An 18,873-nucleotide genomic window follows, 5' to 3' on the forward strand; every position below is an offset into this window, starting at 1 on the left:
ATCACTCTCCGTTTGACAACGGCTCAATAGCTCGAGCCATCGGGAATCAATTTGCTCAGGAGAATCGAATGACCTTCAAAGCACTACTCGCGACGAAACCGCGTGACGTGATCTCGACGCGCATCGTCAATATGCGCGAGCAAGACCTCACGCCCGGAGACGTTACCGTTGCGGTCGAATATTCGACAGTGAACTTCAAGGACGCACTCGCCATCTCTGGGCGCGCGGAGATCATCCGCGAGTTTCCGTTGGTCGCGGGCATCGACCTGGCTGGCACCGTCGAGGCATCCACGTATCCCGGCATCTCCGTCGGCGACCGTGTCGTCCTCAACGGCTGGGAGCTCAGCCAGGATCATCACGGCGGATTCGCGCAAAAGGCGCGCGTGAAGGGCGAGTGGCTCGTTAAGCTTCCAGAGGTGTTCTCCACGCGCGACGCGATGGCTATCGGCACGGCCGGATACACGGCCATGCTTGCCGTGTTGGCACTCGAACATGGCGGCCTCTCGCCACAACGCGGCGACGTCCTCGTCACAGGTGCCAATGGAGGCGTCGGCTCGATCGCCATTGCCATCCTGTCGGGCCTCGGGTATCGCGTCGTCGCATCAACCGGCCGCCCCGCGGAGGCCGACTATCTACGCAGCCTCGGCGCCGCGGAAGTTATCGACCGACGAACGCTCTCGGAGCCAGGTACGCCGGTCGCCAGCGAACGTTGGGCGGGTGCCGTGGATTCCGTTGGACATCACACGCTGGCAAACGTCCTGGCCCAGACTCAGTACCGGGGCGTCGTCGCCGCCTGCGGCCTGGCGCAGGGCTCGGGTCTCCCCGGTTCGGTCCTGCCCTTCATCCGACGCAACGTGACCCTCGCGGGCATCGATTCTGTCAATGCTCCTCAGTCCGTACGCATCGATGCCTGGGCGCGGCTTGCGCGCGACCTCGATTTGAGCAAACTCGGCCGCGCGACGAATGTGATCGGGCTCGCCGACGTTCCTGCAGTCGCGGGCCAGATACTGGAAGGCAAGATTCAGGGTCGCACAGTCGTAGACGTCAATGCGTAGACGCTTCCCCCCGCAACACCCGTGATACCGGAGTTCGCAATGTCTGCAGTTCCTTCCACGTCCCACGTGAGCGATGCATCATCGCTCGATGCCCGCGCGCTCTTCGCAGCCTTCGCCGGGCTTTGCGGCAGTCTGGTCGCCATCGGTCTCGCGCGCTTCGCCTACACGCCGCTCATTCCCTCAATGATCCAGGCGCACTGGTTCGGTTCCTCGCAGACCGTCACGCTCGGCGCGGCAAATTTCGCCGGCTATCTGATGGGTGCGATGGCAGGACGGCCGCTCGTTGCAAAGCTGTCGAACCGGGCCGCCTTGCGACTCCTGATGGCCGCAGTGACGATCGCGTTCTTCGCGTGCGCCTGGCCCGTCTCTGTCGCGTGGTTCTTCTTCTGGCGTCTGCTGTCGGGCTTTTCCGGTGGCGCGATCATGGTACTCGTCGCGACATCGATCCTCCCGCATATTCCTGCGCCCCGCCGCGGCTTCGCGAGCGGGATGATCTTTCTCGGGCTGGGCCTCGGCGTCGCGGCATCGGGCACATTGATCCCGCAACTCCTGTCGACCGGGCTGCGCAACACGTGGCTCGGCCTCGGCATGCTCTCGTTTTCGCTCACAGCCTTGAGTTGGTTCGGCTGGCCGGCGACGAATGCGCCCGCTGCGCAGGCCGGGTCAGCGCACAAGGGCGAGTCCAGCGGCCTCGCGCTGCGCGTGCTCTACGCACAATACGCCGCGAACGCGCTCGGCCTCGTGCCTGTGATTGTGCTGCTCGTGGACTACGTGGCGCGCGGCCTCGGCCGCGGCGCAGCAGTGGGCGCCGACTACTGGGTGCTATATGGTCTCGCCGCCATCGCGGGGCCCATGATCTGCAGCAATCTGGGCAGCCGCATCGGCTTTCGGGCAGCCTGGCGCGCCGGCCTCGTACTACAGGCGACCGCGATCGTGGTACTGGCGAAGACAGGGAATCCCAATGTTCTCGCAGGCGCCACAGTCATCCTCGGCGTGTTCACGCCCGGCATCGTGCCGCTCGTGCTCGGACGCATCAACGAGTTGCTACCGAACAATTTTCTGGAACAGCGCGCAGCGTGGGGCCGTGCAACCACGGCTTTTGCCCTCTTCCAGGCACTCGGCGGCTATGGAGACTCGTATCTGTTTTCTCGCCTTCACAACGACTACGCGCTCGTATTCCTGTGCGGCGCGGGCGCTCTCGCGCTAGCCTTCGTCGCGGACTTCCTGGCGAACGCGCGGCGCACGGAACAGACCGGACGATAGCCCGCTGCGCGCTGACCGAACTATTCGGATCTGGCCTTCGCGGCCCGATATGTCTCGCGCCTTTTCTCGCGCTCTTTCGCAAACGGAGCACTCAAGGTTGCATCGAGGTCGCGACGCTCCACATATTCTCCGCACGACGGGCAGATATAGTCGAGGCCAACCTCGTGCCCGCACACACGATGCGTAAAATGCACCGCGACTTCCTCGCCTTTGCTCTTGCACCAGGTCTCGCCCCAGGTGCGTAGCGCCTGGATCACCGGATAGTACGCCCGGCCTTTCTCCGTGAGACGGTACTCGTAGCGCAACGGCCTTTCCTGATACGGATGGCGTTCGACCATCCCGTCCGCCTCGAGTGACTTCAGCCGCGTCGCCAGCATCTGGGGCGTCGCCTCCGTCTGAATCTGGATTTCCTCGAATCGGGTCGCGCCCATGTACAACTCGCGCAGCACAAGCGTCGTCCACTTGTCACCGACAACTTCGGTCGATCGCGCAACCGGGCACACCGTGGCTACCCCCTTCTCTCTGCGCTTCATTTTGCCTCCATCGTAACTTCTGTTTTCATAGTATCACGGATTGCGTCATGGCGATGACATCCGCATCCGTGACGAACCCTGCACTTTATACCCGCGCAGTGGGTATGGTGTTTACGTTCCAGTTGCAACTATGAAATTCATATATAAACTGAGTTCGTGAGGCAACGAAGTGCGCGACGTCGCGCAGAAGTTTCGCGCAACGGGTGTCGGCTGTGTCGTGTCCCATCCCGCATCGCTTTTCCGGAGAACATCATGTCGGACCCCGTCTATCACGTCGAACACACTGGCCTTTTGCTGGTCGACCCGTACAACGACTTCCTGTCACATGGCGGCAAGATCTTTCCGATGATCGAGGCAGTCGCCAACGACGTTCGGCTCCTCGACAATTTGCGCGCAACGGTGGGCGCCGCACGCAAGGCTGGCATTCAGGTGTTCTATGTGCCGCATCGCCGCTGGCAGCCTGGCGATTACGAAGACTGGGACCATCCGAACCCGACGCAACGGCTCGTGCAAAAGCATCAGACCTTCGCAAAGGGCACTTGGGGCGGCGAATGGCACCCCGATTTCGTTCCCCAGGAAAACGACATCGTCATCCACGAGCATTGGGCGCAAAGCGGCTTCGCCAACACGGACCTCGACTTCCAGCTCAAGCAGCACAAAATCTCGCACGTGATTACCGTCGGCCTGCTCGCGAACACCTGTATCGAATCCACTGCGCGATTCGCGATGGAACTCGGCTATCACGTGACGCTCGTACGCGACGCAACCGCCGCCTTCACGCCGGAACTGATGCGGGCGGCCCACGAACTGAACGGACCCACGTTTGCCCATTCGATTGTCACGACGGCCGAATTGCTGACAGCATTGCCAGCGTAAGCGTTATGCCGACGACGGAGTGAAGCGGTCAATCCACTAATAACAAAACACTAGAAGGACTCACGCATGATTACCATCTGGGGACGTGCCAATTCGGTCAACGTCCAGAAGGTCTTGTGGCTTTGCGAAGAGATCTCCCTACGCTATAACCGGATAGACGCCGGTCTGCAGTTCGGACACAACACCGAACCTGACTACCTCGCGATGAATCCGATGGGCAAAGTCCCCACCCTCGTCGACGGCGATTTCGTGCTTTGGGAGTCGAACTCGATCCTGCGCTATATCGTGATGCAGTACGGTGGACCGGGCACACTTTATCCCGCCGATCCAAAGGCGCGGGCCAGCATCGACCGCTGGCTCGACTGGTCGCTCTCGACTTTGCAACCGGCCGAGCGTCCGGTGTTCTGGGGAATCGTCCGCACACCCGAGGCCAAGCGGGACATCGAGAAAATTGCCGCCGATGTCGTAAAGGTCGCGGAAGTCTGGAAAGTGCTCGAAGCGCGGTTGGGGGGTCGCGACTACGTCGAAGGCGAGTCGTTCACGATTGCGGATATCGTTCTCGGTGCGTTCGCGAAGCGGTGGTTTGGCATGCCGGGCATAGAACGTGCTCGAATGCCCGACCTCGAGCGCTGGTACGCGTCGCTCGCCACGCGTCCGGGTTTCAGCACACATGTCGATGTCGAATTAAGCTGAATCCATGAAGACCGAACCGATCACGCTCTATGCATGGAACACGCCTAATGGCCGCAAGGCCAGCGTCGCGCTCGAGGAAATGGCGTTGCCGTACGTCGTTCAGCCTGTGAATATCGGCAACCGCGAGCAGTTCGAGCCGTCATTCCTATCCATCAGCCCGAACAACAAGATTCCGGCGATCGTCGATCCAGACGGCCCCGATGGTCGGCCCATCAGCGTGTTCGAGTCGGGTGCGATTCTTCTCTATCTTGGAGAAAAGACCGGCCGATTTCTCCCACGTGGTCTACGCGAACGGGTGCCCGTGATCGAATGGCTCATGTGGCAGATGGGTGGTTTCGGACCGATGCCCGGACAGGTGCACACTTCGCCGCCCTCGCTTCCGAGGGCGACAGACGCTACGGTCTCAAGCGCTTCTCAGACGAAACACGACGGCTTTATTCGGTGCTGAACGAAAGGCTCGCCGGCCGTGAGCACGTGGCCGGCGAGCTTTCGATTGCCGACTTTGCCATCATTGGCTGGGCGTGGCGACACGAGCGGCACAAGGTCGATCTTGCAGACTACCCAAACGTCAAGCGATGGTACGACGCCATGTTCGATCGCCCCGCGGTGCGTCGCGGCTTCGCGGTCAAGCTCGACTAAAATAATTACATAGCGGTCCTGATTGACTCTCTATGGATCGTCACCTCCAGGTTCAAGCTGGGTCTGATAAGGTGCGGCCGGTGAACAGCGCGAGGGACTCCTTCACGAACGCGCGAACGGCGGGGGAAAGCTCTCGCCGCCTGCTGGCCAATGCGAGATGACACGGATACTCGAAATCCTCGATCGGCCGATAGCAAATGCCTGGCTGTGTGAAGTTGCGCATCGATTCCGGGACGACGACCACGCCGTATCCGGCCGATGCGAGACTGATCGCGGCGATGAAGTCATGAACGCGATGTTCGAGAAAGGGAACAAAGCCTCCCGCCACGCCCAGCGCAGTAAGCACCTCGCTGAATCCCGTGTCGTCGTCGAAGTGGGGGGCGATAAAACGCTGATCTTTCAGGTCTCTGACCGACACGTGCCCGCTTTCTGCCAATGCATGGTCCTCGGCCATCGCGACCAACAGGCATTCGGTCTGCACGATTGTCGCCACGATACCTGCTGGATGCTGGCGCCACGGTCTCACGATACCTACATCTATCTCGCCGCTGACGAGTGCCTCGAACTGGCGCGGGGTCTCCATGGCCACGACCTCGATTCGCACGTCGCCATGCGAGATCCGAAACTGACGCAGCATCCTCGAGAGCACACCGCTGCTTACGCCGGATGCCACCGATCCGATCCGCACCACACCAGCGAGGCCTCTGGCCGCCAGCCGGCCAACCTGATCCGCACGCTCGATATGACGTAGCGCTGCAACCGCTTCGGCATGAAACAAACGCCCCGCATCGGTCAGCGTAACGGGCTGTCGCTTGTTGCGGTTCAGGAGACGAACGCCGATCTCCTGCTCGAGGCGTTGAATTTGGGCGCTGAGCGCCGATTGCGCGACATCCAGTCGATCCGCTGCCTTGGCAAAGTGAAGATCCTCCACCACCGCAACGAAGTATCGCAGTTGACGGGCGTCGATCATTTAATCTCCAGAAGCGAATAAACATTCGCACATTGCTTCTGGATGATATCAAAGAAGAGGCATCAAATAGAGCCTGAAACAACTGGAGGACAACATGGACGCACTGATCACCCACCCTGGTTCCATCACGCACCGGCAACCGCTTTTCCGCTTGTCGGCGCATCCCACCCATCACCGCATCATGAACGTGACGGTCGACCCCAACGCGCTGACCGGATTCCTGGCGGACGTGCGCGATGTCGACGTCCAGAATCTCGAGTATGTCCCGTTCATGCGCCATCACCTTGCCGATCTGCTGGTCGAGCGTCTGGGCGACGACTTTGCCGACATGCTCGTCGAGCTGGTCAAGGACCGTCGGCACGGCGGTTTCACTATCGGCCTCCAAGACCTTTCGCAAGACCCTTCTGACTTCGTGAAGTTCGGTACGGCCATCGGTCATATCCTCGGCCCGAGCAATCACGATGCGATGTCGGGAACGTACTACGCCCGCTTCGTGGTTAAGCACACCGATAACAGCGACTCGTATCTTCGTCAGGCATACCGGCTGTTCACGATGCACACCGACGGCACGTACGTGAGCGACGCAACGGACTGGCTGCTGATGATGAAATTCGCGGAACGAAACGCGGTCGGCGGCGAATCGCGGTTTCTGCACATCGACGACTGGGAAGAGCGCGATCGCTTCGTCAATCACAAGCTCGGGACCAAGCCGTTCTTCTACAAGGGATCCGGTTCCAAGAACGTCAGCGAGCAGATCGAGCGGCCGCTGTTCTTTCAAAGCGAATTCGGTCTGTCGATCTCGTTCATCGACCAGTTCGTTCAGCCGTCCAACCGTGAAGAAGCGGCATTTCTCCGCTCACTGTCCCAGTCGATGGAAACGGCGGCCGGCACGAAGGAAGTGTCTCTGCCGGTCGGCGGTCTGGTGGTGCTGAACAACTATTTTTACCTTCACGGCCGGGCGCCATTCCAGCCGAACGAATCGCTGTTCCGCGAGTTGATGCGCCAGCGCGGTTCGTTTGCGTCTTGATGTCGCCGGCGCTCTGGCGTTGTCGGGCACACCGACCGCCGAGGGCCGACGCGGCGATTTCGATGTAACACAGTGGGATGGTGAAATGAACGACTATGCAGAGCAGATGACTGTGCAGGAGACGACGCCCGTCGGGCGAATTGAACAACCAGCTTACGGGGTCAAGGAACATCTCCCCCCGCGGCTGCGCCAGATCCTCTCGCTCGCGGACTTCGAGGCGGCGGCACGGAGCGTTCTGCCGCGTCCGCTCTTCGGCTATATTTCAGGCGCAGCGGAGGACGGGATGTCGATCGCGGCGAATCGGGCCGCGTTCGAACGCTTGAAGTTCCGCACGAAAGTGCTTGTCGACGTGTCTCATCGGTCACAGCAGACAACGATCTTCAACCACACCTATTCGTCTCCGTTCGGAATCGCACCGGTCGGAATCAGTGCCATTTCGGCATATCGCGGCGACATCGCATTGGCCACGGCCGCTCAGGATGAAAACATCCCTGCGATCATGAGCGGCTCCTCGCTCATTCCGATGGAGACGGTCCATGCCGAAGCACCTGGCACCTGGTTCCAGGCCTATCTCCCCGGCGATGCCGCTCGCCGCGACGCCCTGATCGAGCGCGTCAAGGCCGCCGGCTTCGCGACGCTCGTCCTCACCGTTGACATTCCCGTTTGGGCAAACCGCGAAAACAACGTGCGCACGGGCTTCTCGCTGCCGCTGCGCCCGTCGCTTCGTCTCGCGATGGACGGTATTTCCCATCCGCGCTGGCTGCTCGGCACGTTCGCCCGGACGCTGATCAATCACGGGATGCCCCACTTCGAGAACTCATTCGCGACACGAGGGGCGCCGATGCTGTCCGCTTCGGCGGTACGCGACACCACCGGACGCGACCATCTGTCATGGTCGGACATCGCAAGCATTCGTCAACGTTGGAGCGGGAATCTGGTCATCAAAGGCATTCTTCACGTGGACGATGCACGGCGCGCACTCGCGATTGGCGCGGACGGGATCATCGTGTCGAACCACGGTGGGCGCCAACTGGACGGGGCGGTCGAGCCGCTAGCTGTATTGCCGCAGATTTGTGATGCCGTTGGTGACAAAACCGTCGTAATGATGGACAGCGGAATCCGGCGCGGGGGAGATGTCCTGAAGGCGCTCGCGCTCGGTGCGCAGTTCGTATTCGCGGGGCGCCCGTTCATGTACGCCGCCGCGGTGGGCAGCGAGCCGGGTGTTCGACATGCAATCGGCCTTCTCAGGGACGAAGTCGATCGAAACATGGCGATGCTCGGCACGGTAGCGATTCGCGAGATCGATCGCGCAATACTGGCCTGAACGGGGCGTTCCGACCGGAAAACGCGTGGCCCCGCTGGTGTATGAAGACTGGCCATCAATAAATTAGGACTCCATTTTTGATGGACTTCAAGAAACTACCCCGACTACCCATCCCGTGCGTTACATGGGAGGGGCTGGCGTACGCCGTCCGGACCGCAGGCGCATCGCTGATCGCGCTGTACGTCGCGTTTTGCATGAACCTCGACGATCCGAAATGGGCCGCAATCACCGTGTGGGTCGTCGCCCAGAATAGTCGGGGCATGAGCGTCTCGAAGAGCCAGTACCGGATCCTCGGTACTGCGCTGGGCGCAGTCGCAGCACTCGTGCTCGTCGCCCTGTTTGCGCAGACGCCGGAATTTTTCCTGTTGGGGCTCGCCGGCTGGATTGGACTTTGCACCGGGTTTGCGACGGCACTGCGGAATTTTCGCGCATATGCAGCGGTACTGGCAGGCTATACGGCAGCGATCATCGGGCTGGATGCCGCATCCGCGCCCCTTCATGCATTCGATATCGCGCTCGCGCGCTTTGTCTATGTTGTCGTCGGCATTCTGGTCGAAGCAACCCTCACTGCGATCCTCGCCCCTGGGGCGCCGTTACGAGAGGTACGCGAACAATTTCATCGCTACGTGAGCAAGGCTTCACAGTTCGGCGCACGCGCGCTTCGCCGCGAGACGGATGAAGTCGCCATACACAAGCTGTTTGCGGCGGCTCTCGAACTGGACACTGCGGCCGAATATGCTGCCGCTGCATCCGCGGAAGTTCGTCTCTCCATTGGACATCTACGCGCCGCAATCATCGCGGTACTCACGCAGCTCAGCGCCATCCACGCGTTGCGAGCGCAACTGGCTCGCAACCCCGATCTTCAGATTGACGTGGTCGATGAAACGGCAACGCTGCTGGCAGGCGACGACACCGATTCCGCCAGTGCCAAGTCCAGAATCGCCTCTCTGAAGTCAAGGATCAGGCTCGCTCTTGCTTCGGAAGCATACGGCCAGCGCGGTTCGCAGAGTGGCATGCTGTTCATTCTTGATCGGTTAACCCTGCTTCTCACAGCGTGGGAGCAGGTTATCGCACGAAAGTCTTGTCTGGATCAGGTCAATCCTCCGCGATCGCTCGTGAAATTTGCCTTCCACCATGACCACGTGCTTGCCTGGCACAACGGCATGCGGGCTTTTTTCGCTGTGGTAGCCGCGTCGATGTTTTGGCTATTTAGCGCGTGGCCGTCGGGCGCGGGTTTCGTCGCCACAGTGGGGGTGGTGAGCGCACTCTTCGCCACGCGCCCCAAATCCATAGCCGCCGCGATGGGATGGCTCAAGGGCGCATTCATTGCGGCACTGGCAGGCATCCTTTGTAATTTTGTTTTGCTACCGGCAGTGACGGACTTCGTTCCGCTGGCGTGTATTGCTGGCGTCTTCACGATCTCTGCGGGTCTTGCGATGCGCAATCCTCGAACGGCATCGATTGGCAGCGGATTTGCCCTGTTCTTCTGGAACTTCACTTCACCCAGCAACGTGGCGCGTATTAACGATGCGGCGTTCCTGAACGACGCCCTGTCCACCCTGCTGGCAATCGCCTGGGCCACGCTCGCGTTTTCGGTTTTGTTTCCGGCGGACCGTGCGTCGAGCATCGCGCGCCTGCAACGCGCCGTCCGGCGGGATCTTTCCAGCCTGGCCAGCAACCCACAACGATGGCGGCGAGATGCCTGGCTTAGCTGCACTGCCGATCGCCTCGGCCGCCGTTTCGCCACGGGAACCTCCGTCGTCAAGCGGGCATCAGGTGAGCAAACCGGCCTGCGCGAACTACTCGCGGCGTGGGCGATAGGCGACAGCCTGCTCGCGCTACAAAACGGTACTTCGTCGCATCCAGGCTTACGGCGCGCGATGACAGTCATTCGGGGAAGGCTGCGCAAGCTCGATTTCGCGCGCCTCGCAACGGCTTGCGACACACTCGCAGTCCGATTGCTGCGGCAGGCCTCAGTCGCTGCTGATCGGGCCACACATGAGCTTCTGGATGGCGCCGCACTTATGCAAACGATCGCCGTTTCGGCGAAAGAGTATATGGACGCATCGCGCGAGCACGCCAATCCGGCATGAGTGCCGTTGCCGCCACCCATCCCGCGCAGCGCCATGCGGCGCAATAAAGGAAATACGATGGACACGCTAAACAACATGAGGATGTTTGTGCGCGTAGTTGAGGCTGGCAGCTTCACCGCTGCGGCCAACTCCGTGGATAAATCTACCGGTCAGGTGTCGCGCGCCGTCACTGAACTGGAGGCACATCTGCAGACGCGTCTGCTAAACCGTTCGACTCGACACGTTGGAGTGACGGAAGCAGGTCAGCGTTACTTGCAGCATTGCTACCGGATTCTGGCTTTCGTGGATCAGGCGGAGGCCGAGGCGTCGAATGCGCACTTGCAGCCGTCGGGACGCCTGCGCGTGCATGCCACCGCGAGTTTCGGTCAGCATTATGTGATGCCCGCAGTCCTGCGGTACCAGGCGCTGTTTCCGCAGGTCTCCGTCGAATTGACGCTTTCGCAGCACGTTCCCGACCTGATCGAAGAAGGCTACGACGTGTCGGTTCAACTAGGCGCGATTGAGTTGCCGGACTCCGGTCTCGTGTCGGTCCCGGTCGCAAAGACCTGCAACATCTTGTGCGCGTCGCCTTCGTATCTCACCCGGCATGGCACCCCTGCCACGGTGGCCGACCTCGCCGCTCACACCTGCATGCGCACCAGTAGTCCGGTATTCCCGCAAAGCCGATGGAATCTGGATGGTCCCTATGGCACGGAAACCTTTGAGCTTCCTCCTTCGCCCTTTCAGGTCAACGTAGCGGAAGCCATGGCGCTCGCATTGCGCGACGGCCGGGGCATCGGCGCGCTCCCGCTATGGACTGCGATGCCGTGGCTGCGCAACGGCACGCTGCTACGTGTACTGCCTACACATCGGATGAATGAGACACACATCCGCGTTCTTTATGTGTCTCGCGAGTATCTGGATGCCAAGATCAGAAGCTGGGTGGATTTTCTGAGAGACTTCATTCCACAAACGCTCGATGACGGCGATAACGTGCCACCCGCGGCCGTGCTTACTGACGCTGATCTGACGATGTAACGCAGATCACGCCAGCATTGACGCACACGATGCCGCGAGCGAACAACGAGCGGACCGTCCGGAACCACTTGCAAGGAGAAGTCACATGAGAGCACAGCCGATTTATCTGGAAGACCTGACGCCGGGCGCGACATACACGAGTTCGGAGCACAGGCTCGACGCCGAGCAGATACTCGCTTTCGCAGAGCAGTTCGATCCCCAGCCCTTCCATCTGGATGAGGAATCCGCGCGCGAGACCTTCTTTGCAGGCCTTGCGGCTAGCGGCTGGCATACAGCGGCCATCACGATGAAGCTTCTGGTCGAGAGCCTGCCGTTGGCGGGTGGAGTGATCGGTGCGGGAAGCGAGATCAGTTGGCCACGCCCAACCCGGCCAGGCGACATCCTGCACGTCGTGAGCACGATCGTGGAGATTGCGCCATCCAGATCGAAGCATGACCGAGGAATTGTGACGGTGCAGAGCGACACGTTGAACCAGCATGGCGAAGTGTGCCAGCGATCTGTTGCCCGCCTCCTCGCTTTCAGACGCAGTTGACTACGCGCTCCCGGACCAGACTTCGGCTGTCCTTGTCGCCGGGCCGATGACCGTTTAATCACCGGAACCGGCCGTCCGCTTGACCAGCTACCATGAGACCGCTTCGGGTCGGCTACGGAAGTTCTAGACCGAAGCGTCGGAGGGACCGGACATCCGACTTCGAATTTCCAGGTTCGGCCAACTCCGGCCAGTCGACAACGGGGCGAAGTTCGTCGACAATGCCTCGGCGCGAATAAACGGGTAGGAGATGGGAAATGACGATCTTTTGGACGTTGAAAAGCATCCCTGAGCTGGCAAATCTAAGCGCGAGAGAGAGACGCGCGTATTGGCGACGTGCCTTTCGTCGAACATGGCGGCATTGGGAGACATGGGCCGGCCTCCTCGGGTGCGCCATATGCGCCGGAGTAGGTTCTGGACTGGGTGCGCTTGCTAATCACACTGTCGTCGGAGCGATGATCGGCGGCGGTGTTGGCGGATTCGTGTTCGGACAAGCGACGGTGCATGTCGCCCGTTTACATTACAAAAACGTACTGCTCAACCGAGACCGTTAAGCAATCGGGCAACTAGCTTGATGCGGCTCCTTCGCTCGAAATCGTTGCCAATCCATACGTCCCGTGGCAAACGACTGGCCGCCGAGGCCAAGGGTTGCCTCCACAATCGTCACGCGGAATTCGCCGGTCGTGTGAGTTCGAAGCGAATCGTGCGATAGGTGCGTTGCACGCTCGATTCGCGGTGCGCTCGCAGCGGCCCGTCAAAAGCCTCGAACAGGGTGTTGCCGCAGACGTCTTCAAGGTCCGGCGCGACGCGAATGGCGGGCCGCATCGCCGTCCAGGGCGAATCCGGCGTAAAGGTCCAGCGTCTTTCGCCCTTTTCGATCGCGACTCGCCCTGTTACAGGCCGTTCGTCGTCGCCTACGACCACAATCGCGCGCCGCAGCAACGCCCAATCCAGCGGCCTGGGAAACACGATCTCCAGAGGTTGACAACTCTGCGCCGCAGGAGGCAGAACCGTCCAATGCGCGAGCGCAACGGGCTCCCGGACCGCCTGAGCGACAACGAACGGCTTGTAGAAATTCTGCCGAAGCGGACGACCGGATGAGTCGACCATTGCCGAGCCGATGGCCAACGCGTAGCGTTGCCCCAACCTCAGCGGCGGACCCAGTTCCCGATTGGGACCGACCCAGCGTTTCAGCCTGCCCGGATCCAGCAGAACCGTCAGGCATCGCATGCTCCTGTCCCAAAGCTCCAGCGCAGGCCGATAGAGCACGTCGTGCGCAGGCCGTCCATTGGGGCCGATAAGACTAATCTGCGTTTCGGCACCGCCACGCCGCATCGGGCTGGAAAAGCAAACGTAGAAGCGAAGCAGGTTTTCCGGCAGGACATCGGCGGATGGAAAGACTTCCGACACCGAAGCCGGGTCGACCCCGATGGGGTTCGGTAGCGAGAATTCGAGCGTCAGCACGTCCGCATGCCCAATACAGCCGAGCGGCCGCAAATCGAAGCTTGCTCGATAGCGAACGCCCGGTTCGAACGGAAAACGCGGAACGAATCGCACCCCGGCCTCCAGAAGCTGACAGCAGCCAGCCACATCGGGAAGTTCGTCGCCTTCCCGCATGGCTGCATCGATAACGTTCACACGCAGCACGGGTTGCAGCGAGCGGGCCGTCCCCTGGTGTTCGACGACAAGCGCAGCAAGATCTGCATCGAGGTTGTGCACGCAGACGCAAGCCACCCCGCTCCTCTGGGTCTCGTGCTCGACTCGCAGTGTTGGCTGGAGTGTCATCGGCATCCTTACTCGGTCGCGTTGCGCGATATTCTGCGGCCGGCTGATCTCGCAACCGGCTACGCGTGGTCGATCTCGTTGCGATGTTCGCGGTAGTGGAACGGATCGGGACCATTCGGCCAGTTCATTTCAGCCATTCCCAATCGGCGGTCGAAGAAGTACGGAACCATCAGCGTGCCGATGTCCAGCCGCCAGGACGTCTTTGGATGCCGCCAGATGACGACTGCCCATCGTGGATCGAGAATCGCGATATGTTCCGCCCGGATCGGCAGATCGCGCTGCGTACGCCCGAGGCCACCCGGCCCGAAGTCGATGGGGCCACCGGTCGGCTCGGGTTTCGCGGTCGTCAACTCCGCAGCTTCGATACGCGACGCGCTGCGTACGTCGATGGTCACGAGCAAGTAGTCCTTATTGTCCGTCGGATCGGTATAAGTCAGCATATCCAACGGATTCGACCCATAGCCCAGTTCGCCGATCGTGTCCCCACGCACATGCGCGCCATCCTTCAAATCTTCCAGGCGGAAGCGAACGAGCGGCGTGCAACCGTACACGGCGAACAGGTACGGTTTTCCATCCATCTCCCGGATCAGTTGCCGCACGATCGGGGCGCGCGTTTCGAACTCCCCGTGCGTCGGGTGCCAGATTTCGACGGTGCTCGTCGACAGGCGGGAACGGAACGGGTACGGGATGCGATACAGCGTCGATGCAAAGCGCTGATTCGAGATTCCTGTGACGAAAACCTCGCCGTTGTAGTACTTGACGTCCGTAATCGCATAGACCTGCTGGGGCTCGAACTCCAGCATCGCGTTCTGGTCCGGCTCGTTTGGAATTACCGTTTTCGAGTGCGCAATACCGTCGAGTTCCAGCAACTCGAGCTTGCCGTGATTGACCTTCACAATCGCAGCCATGGCGCCTGGTCCGCTGCCGCGCTCGACCGACATGAAAATCTGTCGCGACGGCTGATGGATCGCCATATCGTTGATGACGATATTGCCGACCGTCGTCCCGAAGAGCGCAGCGAGCTTCTGATCCACGCCCAGGACCAGATCGCGGCCTTCGAAGTTATGAAAATTTCCCATTTCCACGTCGGCCTGAGAGGTCACGTCCGAATCCTTCAGTGCGAACGCATGAATGGCCGCACCTGTGATATCGCCGACGAAGAGGACATTGCCGGGCCCGAACTCGAGGGCTCCCGCAGACTGGAGTGGACCGCCCGGCCGCGGCGAGCCGCCCTCCTCTACATCAGCCCTGGTCTTTTCGCCCGCGGCCAGCGCCGGGCCCGCCAGGGCAAGCATGAGTGCCGAAGCCGAGCCAGCCCGCAGAAACTCGCGCCGCGCACGGGCCTCTTCCGCCATACCGGATGTTGTCGTGTGATCCATTGCGTTCCCTGGTTGTCGTTCGGTGCTAGATGGTGGCGAATCCGCCACCGGCAGCCGTCAATCCACCGCTGACCTCGAGCGCGTCGATTGCGCCGTGCAGTTCCAGCGGATTGACGCCTTCGCCATGCGTGATAAGGCCGCCGGCGATCGCGATCTTGCGCGCCGATCCTCCGGGCTTGATGCTGAGCGCTGTCGCCGCAAGCCGGACAACGACGCCCTTGACCAATGAGTCGCCGGTACCGCCCCACGTCTCGATGCCCCGGCGGACCGTGATTTCGCCGACCGGTTGGCTGATCTGAATGCCCACTGCGCCATCGGCATGCGTGACGACGCGCTCGAATTGCGCCGACCGCACGGTGCCCGTGTAGACATTGAAACCGCGCGATCCCTGGCCGAACGTCTCGATCAACGCGTTGACTTCGAGCCGCTCGAGGGAGCCGAAATTCACGAAGCCAATGCCGCTCGGCCCGTGGGACGTGACCTTCCCGTCGACGATCCAGCGATCGACGGCTCCCCAGTTGTCGAGCACCATGTCATTCGGACCGTAGGTCGTCACCGGGCCGTGATTGCGCACGCTGGCCACGAATGCGCCCGACACGACGAATACGCCGCCGGTAATGCGATCCGGCGTGCCGGGCGCGATGCCGCCATCGCTATGGACGGCGCCTGTCTCCAGCCGATTCGCCACGACGCGCCCGCCCGCCTCTCCGGCGCCGCCAACGAAGATGCCGCTGCCGCGAACCGGCGCACCGGCACGGCCCGCCGAAAGCCCGGTGAGGTCCGCCGTGATGACTACGCCGCGGTCGTCGCGCTGATTCCAGAGCGTGAAGACGCCGGGAACGACTTCGACGCCGTATCCCTTCGGGCGCTCTTCATAGCCGCGGGCGTCCGCGGCCCCAATGTCGATATCGTGTGCTTCGACATGGCCGCCAGCCACACTGTCGCGGGCCAGCAGTTGCACGACGCCCGCAACATTCAGATGGCGCAGCACGAGCCGACCGAATCCGTCGACACGCGTGTCATTGAAAATGGCGCGCCGATCGGCGTCTGTGGCAAGCCGTAAGCCTTCTACCCGATTGTCGGCGGAAAGCTGGAGCCCGTCGCTGCCGGGCGCGAAGCGCAGGGCGGCATGTGCGTCGATGCCGGTCAGAGCCAAACCGGGCCGCAGGCGAAGGGCTGCCACCCCATCGATCTGCGCTGAAACGACGATATGCAGAACCTGGTCGTCGTCGACTGCCGTCTGCAATTCGGCGAGCGTGGAGACGGTGCGCGTTTCGGTGTTCACGATGAGTCGTCCCTCCATGATCTGATGAACGGCGTGCACGCCGCTTAGACGAGCGACACGGCCTCTTTGGCGCTGACCAGCTTGCCGAGCTGTCCATACTCGTGCAGATCGCCGCCAACCTCGATCCGGATCGACTGGTCGATGCCGCCCACGCGCAAAGGAGAAAACCCGCTGACGGTAATGAGTCTTGCTACGACCTCGCCGGCTTGCGCATCGTCCGCTGCATAAAACAGCACGGCCCGCTCCGGCGACCGGTTCGCGCCGGCCTCCAGCGATTGCGCGCCCAGCGTGCCGAACGCTTTGACGAGACGCGCCCGAGCCGGGAGCAGCCCGGAAATCAGCACGCCAGAAGATTGCTCGTCAGGAATGGTCTTTCTGTATCCGCCCTTACCGTCCGGGGCGATCGGGTTTGACGGGTCCACGATGATCTTCCCCGCCAGCGCCTCACGATGCGTAACGAGAAATTGCCTGATCGCGTCGAACGGGATCGCCAGGACAATGACGTCCGCCTTGGCGACTGCATCCTCGACCGTCAGCGCTTCGGCATGGCTGCCGAGGTCTCGGGCCACCTCCTCGGCCTCGCCCGGCGTCCTTGCCGCGACGATGATCGTCTCGCCACCCGTTACCAGATTCTTCGCCAGCCGGGAGCCTATGTTTCCAAGGCCGATGATTGCCGTGCTCATGACAGTTGCGCTCCTTTCTGTTTCCCGCTTGCGTGACCGCAATGTGATCTCAATGGTAGCCAACCGTTCGGTCGACCGCTAACGGACAGTGCGGAAATCGGATTTCCATTTCTGGAAAGCTCACGCGAGCGGCCGCGTTTGTATGCTTGAGCGTGTGCCCTGATGAGGAGGAGAAAGCCCATGCTCGCGCCAACCGAAGTGCTGTCTTCGATACTCGAGAAGCCAACCGATATCGAGCGCGTCCGTTCGCTCGTCACACCTGACGTGATCTATGTTTCGCTCAACTACGACAATCCCGATCTGAAGCGGATCATGCCGTGGGCCGGTACGTCTCGTGGTCCCGAGAGCATCGTGAAGACCTTTATGGATGTCGGCCGCTACTGGGAGATTCAGTCCTTCGAGCCGGAGGCGCTGTTCGGCACCGACGAATACGCCGCCATGTTCGGTCGTTTCACGTACCGGTCGACGGTACTCTCAAAGGTCGTGACGACGCCGTTCGCGGTGTTCGCCAAGGTCGAACATGGCCGCTGCACGTATCTCCAGTTCATGGAGGACACGTTCGCGACAGGCGCGTCGTTCCGAAGCGGCGGAAGCTGGACTTTTCAAGGCAATCCGAACGGCGAGCGAGTCGTGCTCTAGCCGACTGGTTCCTTTACCTCGCCACGGGCGGACTGCCGCCTTGCTGCCGCCCGGTTGCGGCGGTAATCTGCGTCAGACGATGGAAGCTGCAGATAGCCAGCAAGTTGCAGGTCGAACGGAGCGTAACGGTAATGAAAGATCTCAATACGCTGCTCATTTTTGCGAAGGTCGTCGAGGCGAGCAGCTTCTCGGAGGGCGCGAGGCGGCTCAAGATGCCCATTTCCTCTGTGAGCCGCCGTATTGCCGAACTCGAAAATCAGCTGGGTGTTCGTTTGCTCGATCGATCCACGCATCACCTGAGGCTCACGGACTTCGGCACCGAAGTATTCGAGCTCGCAAGACAGGCCACGGAGGTCAGCGAAGCCGTCGACAATGTCATTTCGAACCGCCTGCCCGAGGTGTCCGGCGCCGTACGGCTCTGTGCGCCGCCAAACCTCTCCGACTCGCTGATCGTGCCTGTCGTCGAAGCCTTTCAGCAGTCTTACCCGAACGTGGAGGTCAAGGCGTTCATTACCGAACGCATCGTCGACCAGATAGCCGAGGACGTCGATATCGCGTTCAAGGTCGGAACCTTCACCGACGCGACGCTCGCAGCGCGCACGCTTCTGACTTACCGGCATCAGGTCGTTGCAAGTCCGAAGTACCTCGCCAGATGCCCGCCTCCGCAGTCGCCGCGGGACCTTCCCGCGCACCGGCTTTTCGCGTTCTCTTTCTGGAAGCCGGACTATAGCTGGAGCTTCGTTCATGTCAACGGCCGGGATACCGAAACGGTCTCCTTCCAGCCGACAATGGCCATGAACGACTACACCGGGCTCATTGTGGCGCTGCTCGAGGGCTGCGGCATCGGGGAACTGCCGCCCATCGTCCAGCCAGACCTCGTGCGCAGCGGGCAGCTCGTCGAGGTCTTGCCGGACTGGCATCTGCCTGTGTTCGACCTGACCATCGCCAACCTGCGCGACCGCTATCTGCCCCGGCAGGTACGCATCTTCAGGGACTTCGCCTCGAAGATGGTGCCCGGGCTCTTTGGCACCTTACCATCCTGAAAGGCGAAAACAGGCGATACCATCGAACCCGTTTCAACCA

General features: G+C 61.3%; 17 protein-coding genes and 1 pseudogene. 12 read left to right on the top strand and 6 right to left on the bottom strand.

Features of this window, described 5'->3' with window-relative positions; translation table 11 throughout:
- Positions 1-68: 68 nt before the first annotated feature.
- Together acuI and ACOJB8_RS16625 are read left to right on the top strand one after the other, a co-directional pair.
- Positions 69-1,055: an acrylyl-CoA reductase (NADPH) gene (gene acuI, locus ACOJB8_RS16620; RefSeq protein ID WP_475013398.1), complete on the top strand. Its 987-nt coding sequence runs from the start codon at positions 69-71 to the stop codon at positions 1,053-1,055.
- Between the two features lie 39 nt (positions 1,056-1,094).
- Positions 1,095-2,318: a YbfB/YjiJ family MFS transporter gene (locus ACOJB8_RS16625; protein ID WP_475013399.1), complete on the top strand. Its 1,224-nt coding sequence runs from the start codon at positions 1,095-1,097 to the stop codon at positions 2,316-2,318.
- A 20-nt stretch (positions 2,319-2,338) separates the two neighbouring features.
- Here the strand turns inward: ACOJB8_RS16625 and ACOJB8_RS16630 are convergent, their stop codons facing one another.
- Complete coding sequence (locus tag ACOJB8_RS16630; RefSeq protein WP_342947294.1) at positions 2,339-2,851, bottom strand: winged helix-turn-helix transcriptional regulator; 513 nt, start codon at positions 2,849-2,851, stop codon at positions 2,339-2,341.
- A 252-nt stretch (positions 2,852-3,103) separates the two neighbouring features.
- Between ACOJB8_RS16630 and ACOJB8_RS16635 the strand changes: the two genes are divergently transcribed.
- From ACOJB8_RS16635 to ACOJB8_RS16645, 3 genes and pseudogenes are all read left to right on the top strand, one after another.
- A complete protein-coding gene (locus tag ACOJB8_RS16635; RefSeq protein WP_475013400.1) occupies positions 3,104-3,727 on the top strand; it encodes a cysteine hydrolase family protein in 624 nt (207 codons plus the stop codon).
- Positions 3,728-3,793: 66 nt separating this feature from the next.
- A complete protein-coding gene (locus tag ACOJB8_RS16640) occupies positions 3,794-4,420 on the top strand; it encodes a glutathione S-transferase family protein (RefSeq protein WP_368726738.1) in 627 nt (208 codons plus the stop codon).
- A gap of 4 nt (positions 4,421-4,424) precedes the next feature.
- A pseudogene (locus tag ACOJB8_RS16645) lies at positions 4,425-5,059 on the top strand (glutathione S-transferase family protein).
- Between the two features lie 52 nt (positions 5,060-5,111).
- On the opposite strand, the gene ACOJB8_RS16650 reads toward ACOJB8_RS16645, so the two are convergent.
- Complete coding sequence (locus ACOJB8_RS16650) at positions 5,112-6,029, bottom strand: LysR family transcriptional regulator (RefSeq protein ID WP_475013401.1); 918 nt, start codon at positions 6,027-6,029, stop codon at positions 5,112-5,114.
- 94 nt (positions 6,030-6,123) lie between these two features.
- Between ACOJB8_RS16650 and glaH the strand changes: the two genes are divergently transcribed.
- The 5 genes from glaH (at position 6,124) to ACOJB8_RS16675 (ending at position 12,022) form a co-directional block, all read left to right on the top strand.
- Positions 6,124-7,056 (top strand): glutarate dioxygenase GlaH, encoded by a 933-nt coding sequence (glaH, locus tag ACOJB8_RS16655; RefSeq protein ID WP_342947289.1) that lies wholly within the window; start codon positions 6,124-6,126, stop codon positions 7,054-7,056.
- A gap of 85 nt (positions 7,057-7,141) precedes the next feature.
- The gene (locus ACOJB8_RS16660) at positions 7,142-8,380 is read left to right on the top strand and encodes an alpha-hydroxy acid oxidase (protein ID WP_368726740.1); all 1,239 of its coding nucleotides are present in this window, start codon (positions 7,142-7,144) and stop codon (positions 8,378-8,380) included.
- Positions 8,381-8,460: 80 nt separating this feature from the next.
- Positions 8,461-10,473: an FUSC family protein gene (locus ACOJB8_RS16665; RefSeq protein WP_475013402.1), complete on the top strand. Its 2,013-nt coding sequence runs from the start codon at positions 8,461-8,463 to the stop codon at positions 10,471-10,473.
- A gap of 57 nt (positions 10,474-10,530) precedes the next feature.
- Entirely contained in the window at positions 10,531-11,490 is a 960-nt protein-coding gene (locus ACOJB8_RS16670) for a LysR family transcriptional regulator (protein WP_475013403.1), read from the top strand.
- Positions 11,491-11,575: 85 nt separating this feature from the next.
- The gene (locus ACOJB8_RS16675; RefSeq protein ID WP_342947285.1) at positions 11,576-12,022 is read left to right on the top strand and encodes a MaoC family dehydratase; all 447 of its coding nucleotides are present in this window, start codon (positions 11,576-11,578) and stop codon (positions 12,020-12,022) included.
- 660 nt (positions 12,023-12,682) lie between these two features.
- On the opposite strand, the gene ACOJB8_RS16680 is transcribed toward ACOJB8_RS16675, so the two are convergent.
- The 4 genes from ACOJB8_RS16680 to ACOJB8_RS16695 are packed head-to-tail and all read right to left on the bottom strand — an operon-like array spanning position 12,683 to position 17,214.
- A complete protein-coding gene (locus ACOJB8_RS16680) occupies positions 12,683-13,810 on the bottom strand; it encodes a hypothetical protein (RefSeq protein ID WP_475013404.1) in 1,128 nt (375 codons plus the stop codon).
- 53 nt (positions 13,811-13,863) lie between these two features.
- The gene (locus ACOJB8_RS16685) at positions 13,864-15,183 is read right to left on the bottom strand and encodes a hypothetical protein (protein ID WP_475013405.1); all 1,320 of its coding nucleotides are present in this window, start codon (positions 15,181-15,183) and stop codon (positions 13,864-13,866) included.
- A gap of 25 nt (positions 15,184-15,208) precedes the next feature.
- Positions 15,209-16,468: a hypothetical protein gene (locus ACOJB8_RS16690; protein WP_475013406.1), complete on the bottom strand. Its 1,260-nt coding sequence runs from the start codon at positions 16,466-16,468 to the stop codon at positions 15,209-15,211.
- A 44-nt stretch (positions 16,469-16,512) separates the two neighbouring features.
- On the bottom strand, positions 16,513-17,214 hold the full coding sequence (locus tag ACOJB8_RS16695; RefSeq protein ID WP_475013407.1) for an NADPH-dependent F420 reductase: 702 nt from the start codon (positions 17,212-17,214) through the stop codon (positions 16,513-16,515).
- 117 nt (positions 17,215-17,331) lie between these two features.
- Here ACOJB8_RS16695 and ACOJB8_RS16700 point away from each other — a divergent pair, with 117 nt between their 5' ends.
- Positions 17,332-17,790 (top strand): nuclear transport factor 2 family protein, encoded by a 459-nt coding sequence (locus ACOJB8_RS16700; protein WP_342947281.1) that lies wholly within the window; start codon positions 17,332-17,334, stop codon positions 17,788-17,790.
- A gap of 131 nt (positions 17,791-17,921) precedes the next feature.
- The gene (locus tag ACOJB8_RS16705; RefSeq protein WP_342947280.1) at positions 17,922-18,833 is read left to right on the top strand and encodes a LysR family transcriptional regulator; all 912 of its coding nucleotides are present in this window, start codon (positions 17,922-17,924) and stop codon (positions 18,831-18,833) included.
- Positions 18,834-18,873 lie beyond the last annotated feature (40 nt).

This window comes from Paraburkholderia sp. BR10141 (genome assembly GCF_056155635.1).

Excerpts from the sequence above, each read along its gene's own strand:
- acuI (WP_475013398.1), top strand. The coding sequence starts at position 69 with ATGACCTTCAAAGCACTACTCGCGACGAAACCGCGTGACGTGATCTCG.
- ACOJB8_RS16625 (WP_475013399.1), top strand. The coding sequence starts at position 1,095 with ATGTCTGCAGTTCCTTCCACGTCCCACGTGAGCGATGCATCATCGCTC.
- ACOJB8_RS16630 (WP_342947294.1), bottom strand. The coding sequence starts at position 2,851 with ATGAAGCGCAGAGAGAAGGGGGTAGCCACGGTGTGCCCGGTTGCGCGA.
- ACOJB8_RS16635 (WP_475013400.1), top strand. The coding sequence starts at position 3,104 with ATGTCGGACCCCGTCTATCACGTCGAACACACTGGCCTTTTGCTGGTC.
- ACOJB8_RS16640 (WP_368726738.1), top strand. The coding sequence starts at position 3,794 with ATGATTACCATCTGGGGACGTGCCAATTCGGTCAACGTCCAGAAGGTC.
- ACOJB8_RS16650 (WP_475013401.1), bottom strand. The coding sequence starts at position 6,029 with ATGATCGACGCCCGTCAACTGCGATACTTCGTTGCGGTGGTGGAGGAT.
- glaH (WP_342947289.1), top strand. The coding sequence starts at position 6,124 with ATGGACGCACTGATCACCCACCCTGGTTCCATCACGCACCGGCAACCG.
- ACOJB8_RS16660 (WP_368726740.1), top strand. The coding sequence starts at position 7,142 with ATGAACGACTATGCAGAGCAGATGACTGTGCAGGAGACGACGCCCGTC.
- ACOJB8_RS16665 (WP_475013402.1), top strand. The coding sequence starts at position 8,461 with ATGGACTTCAAGAAACTACCCCGACTACCCATCCCGTGCGTTACATGG.
- ACOJB8_RS16670 (WP_475013403.1), top strand. The coding sequence starts at position 10,531 with ATGGACACGCTAAACAACATGAGGATGTTTGTGCGCGTAGTTGAGGCT.
- ACOJB8_RS16675 (WP_342947285.1), top strand. The coding sequence starts at position 11,576 with ATGAGAGCACAGCCGATTTATCTGGAAGACCTGACGCCGGGCGCGACA.
- ACOJB8_RS16680 (WP_475013404.1), bottom strand. The coding sequence starts at position 13,810 with ATGCCGATGACACTCCAGCCAACACTGCGAGTCGAGCACGAGACCCAG.
- ACOJB8_RS16685 (WP_475013405.1), bottom strand. The coding sequence starts at position 15,183 with ATGGATCACACGACAACATCCGGTATGGCGGAAGAGGCCCGTGCGCGG.
- ACOJB8_RS16700 (WP_342947281.1), top strand. The coding sequence starts at position 17,332 with ATGCTCGCGCCAACCGAAGTGCTGTCTTCGATACTCGAGAAGCCAACC.
- ACOJB8_RS16705 (WP_342947280.1), top strand. The coding sequence starts at position 17,922 with ATGAAAGATCTCAATACGCTGCTCATTTTTGCGAAGGTCGTCGAGGCG.